The sequence below is a fragment of the Mesorhizobium sp. M2A.F.Ca.ET.067.02.1.1 genome (assembly GCF_004023285.1).
Classification (GTDB): Bacteria; Pseudomonadota; Alphaproteobacteria; order Rhizobiales; family Rhizobiaceae; genus Mesorhizobium.
The window spans coordinates 1-2,843 of record NZ_RZSB01000763.1 but is presented as its reverse complement, the minus strand read 5'-3'; the positions used below and the strand labels follow the sequence as shown (position 1 = coordinate 2,843).

Below are 2,843 nucleotides of genomic sequence, written 5' to 3'. Positions count from 1 at the left end.
CTCCGCACGTGGATGACGACGAGAATGGGCGTTTCAGCCAATCTCCAAGGGATGCCGCTGCCCAACACAAACATAGCCGGCCCGATCAAAATCCCTGTGCCGGGAATTAACCCCGTCAAGCCTGTGACTCGTAACAAAACTGACATCAATCCGACACCCCAGCTTCATCGGGCTGCGCTAGCGAAGGTTAACGGACCCTCGAAACCGCGACGTACCGGAGTTTTGCCATGTCAGCATCATCGGCCACGCTCGAAATCCGCGGCGTAACCCGACGATTTGGCAAGAACACCGCTGTCAGCGACATCAACATCTCGATCCCGCGCGGTCAGATGGTCGGTATCATCGGCCGCTCCGGCGCCGGGAAGTCCACGCTGCTGCGCATGATCAATCGTCTCATCGATCCCAGCCAGGGATCGATTTTTTTTGACGGCGCCGAGGTCTCCTCCCTGCAGGGCTCGCCGCTGCGCCGCTGGCAGCGCGACTGCGCCATGATCTTCCAGCAGTTCAACCTCGTGCCGCGCCTCGACGTCTTGACCAATGTCCTGCTCGGCCGCCTCAACCACCGCTCGACGGTTTCTAACCTGCTCGGCATGTTCACGCGCACCGAATGCGCCGAGGCGGTCGCCGCGCTCGAGCGCCTCGACATCGCCCGCATCGCGCTTCAGCCGGCCGGCACGCTGTCCGGCGGCCAGCAGCAGCGCGTCGCGATCGCCCGCGCCATGATGCAGCAGCCGAAGGTGCTTCTGGCCGACGAGCCGATCGCCTCGCTCGACCCGCTCAACGCCAAGATGGTGATGGATTCGCTGCGCGACATCAATCTGCGCGAAGGCATCACCGTCGTCACCAATCTGCACACGCTGGACACCGCCCGCGCCTATTGCAGCCGCATCATCGGCATGGCCGCCGGCAAGGTCGTCTTCGATGGCGCCCCGCAAGACCTCGATCGCGACGCCGTGCGCATGGTCTACGGCGCCGATGCCAGCGGCGCCGAGATCTCCGAGGCCATCACGTCGACCAGCGTGACCATCAAGCCGAAGATCATCGCATCCGCCGGACCGCTCGAACCCGCCTTCCCTGGCTACTGAGTCCATTGCCCCGCCCCCAGTCGGTCCGGGCAAATCGTGGATTTCGGCAGAGCAACCCGGATCGCCCGCCAGCGTCAAAGGCAAGACTTGAAAAATCAGAACGCCGCCGGCGCGCAGCCGGAACAACAGGAGAGAGAGCAAATGTTCAGGAAGATGGTTTTTGGAGCGGTTTCGCTGCTCGCCATGGCCGCAAGCGCCGCGCACGCCGCCGATATCAAGGAATTCCGCGTCGGCATCCTCGGCGGCGAGAATGAGACCGACCGTCTGCGCAACTATCAGTGCCTCGCCGACCACCTGAAGTCGGAATTCGGCTTCGAGAAGGTTTCGCTTTTCCCGGCCGCCGACTATGACGGCGTCATCCAGGGCCTGCTCGGCGGCACGCTCGATTTCGCCGAGCTCGGCGCGTCCGGCTACGCCAGCATCTATCTCAAGGACCCGAAGGCGGTCACCCCGATCCTCACCACCAAGCAGACCGACGGCTCGACCGGCTATTATTCGGTTGGCCTGGCGCTGAAGACCTCCGGCATCACCGACATCAAGTCGGCCAAGGGCAAGAAGCTCGGCTATGCCGATCCGGATTCGACCTCGGGCTACCTGATCCCGCTGACCCAGATTCCGAAGGACACTGGCGCTTCCAACGAGACCTACTTCGCCTCGACCCAGTTCAACGGCGGCCACGAGAACAACATCCTGGCCGTGCGCGACGGCAAGGTCGACGTGGCGGTGGACGACTCCTCGGGCATCGGCGACTTCAAGAACGGCTACACCTCGGGCACCTTCCACAAGGAAGTCGCCAAGGGCGCGGTCGACCCGAACGACTTCGTCGAAGTGTGGCGCTCGGGCCTGATCCCGAACGGTCCGCTGGTTGTCCGCACCGCGCTCGGCGACGACATGACCGCCAAGCTCACCGCCTTCTTCACCGCCCTGCCGGCCAAGGACAAGGCCTGCTTCGAAGGCATCGAAGGCGGCGATTTCACCGGCTACGTCCCGGTGAAGCCTGACTTCTACAACGTCATCGTCGAAGCCCGCAAAGCCGCTATCGGCGGCTGAAGGCATCAGGAAAAGGGCGGCGTCGCAAAAAACGCCGCCCTTTTTGCATTCACAATCATGACCCTTTCGACAACGATCCATTCCGATGCGACCCGCCAGCAGGCCGACGCCTGGCGGCGCCAGACCTCGCTGCGCCGCTTCTACACCGCGCTTGGCGTCGGCCTGCTGCTTGTCGCCATGTTCGCGACCATGTGGTTCGCCGACGAGGCCAATGCCGGCCACTTCTTCGACCGCCTGCCGCATATCCTCGATTTCCTGAGCTGGCTGATCCCGAAGGACTGGAACGATGTTTGGCGTGCGCTGTTCGACATCGCCTCGCCCAGCGACAAGGGCACGCAGGAGTTCAACTTCCCGCTCGGCCGGGTCTACATCTGGGGCGGCTTCTACATCCCCGAATATTTCGAGCTGATGCTGACGACGGTGAACGTGGCGTTGGTCTCGACCTTCATCGGCTTCGTCTTCGCCGTACCTTTCTCCTTCATCGCCGCGCGCAACCTGACGCCGAGCCCTATCCTGCGGCTCGTCGTCAAGCGCTTCATGGAACTGCTGCGCGCCTTTCCGGAGATCGTCATTGCCGGCCTGTTCGCGGCGATCGTCTCGATTGGCCCCGTCGCGGCAATCATCGCCATTGGCCTGCATTCGATCGGCGCGCTGGGCAAGCTCTTCTACGAGATCAACGAGAACATCGACATGCGCCCGGAAGAGGGC

At 63.1% G+C, this 2,843-nt stretch carries 3 protein-coding genes; all 3 read left to right on the top strand.

Annotated features, from left to right (window positions below; all coding sequences use genetic code 11):
• The first annotated feature begins 227 nt into the window (after positions 1–227).
• On the top strand, positions 228–1,085 hold the full coding sequence (phnC, locus tag EOA28_RS31410) for a phosphonate ABC transporter ATP-binding protein (protein ID WP_127252046.1): 858 nt from the start codon (positions 228–230) through the stop codon (positions 1,083–1,085).
• A gap of 141 nt (positions 1,086–1,226) precedes the next feature.
• Entirely contained in the window at positions 1,227–2,135 is a 909-nt protein-coding gene (gene phnD / locus EOA28_RS31405) for a phosphonate ABC transporter substrate-binding protein (protein WP_127252047.1), read from the top strand.
• Between the two features lie 57 nt (positions 2,136–2,192).
• Positions 2,193–2,843 (top strand): ABC transporter permease (locus EOA28_RS31400; protein WP_148670973.1); only part of this gene is annotated, 651 nt, incomplete at its 3' end.

Coding starts and splice junctions, on each gene's coding strand:
- phnC (WP_127252046.1), top strand. CDS start 228: ATGTCAGCATCATCGGCCACGCTCGAAATCCGCGGCGTAACCCGACGA.
- phnD (WP_127252047.1), top strand. CDS start 1,227: ATGTTCAGGAAGATGGTTTTTGGAGCGGTTTCGCTGCTCGCCATGGCC.